Raw genomic sequence first — 575 nt, forward strand, 5'->3', positions numbered from 1 at the left:
CGCTCATCAAACCGGACGTGCGGATTTCCCGCATCCGGCTTTCCGACTGGTTTCATCGTGAGGCACGCGGCGGCGGTCCAATGTGCACGCGTCGAAGACGCAGGACACCAAGTTTTCCGAAGACAATGTCGTCGGAGAAACGCTGTGTGCCGCGTCCTTGCACCTTGTGCCGTTTGCGCAGGAAGGCGCGAACACGGTCATAGACGTGGTTGTCGACCGCTCGATAGGCCGGCAAGCGTGTTCCATAGCCAAAGTAGCCTGACCAGCCGCGCAGAAGCCTGTTCAGCTGGGTGCAGACCACGGGCCACGGCTCTTTGTTGCCGTTTACCAAGTGATCGCCAATCTTCGTTTTGATCCGTTGCACGCTCTTCTTGGATGGGCTCGCACCCAGGTACCAATGGCCGTCTTTCCGGTAGCGGTGAGGTCCGAACGTATAGCCAAGGAAGTCGAAAGGCTCCGTGCGGGCATCCTTCAGCGAGGTCTTCGCCTCGTTCAGCGTCAGCCCGAGTTTTGTCATCACCGAACGTGTCCACGCCAGCGCCTCGTCCGCGTGCCCGCGGCTGAGGATGACGAAG

The 575-nt window shown here is 60.2% G+C and carries 1 protein-coding gene; it reads right to left on the reverse strand.

The features are described from left to right. Positions 1-52: 52 nt before the first annotated feature. A partial coding sequence (locus ACFFNA_RS39300; protein WP_378925670.1) for a group II intron maturase-specific domain-containing protein occupies positions 53-575 on the reverse strand: 523 nt, incomplete at its 5' end.

This window comes from Mesorhizobium kowhaii, assembly GCF_042431665.1.
GTDB lineage: Bacteria > Pseudomonadota > Alphaproteobacteria > Rhizobiales > Rhizobiaceae > Mesorhizobium > Mesorhizobium kowhaii.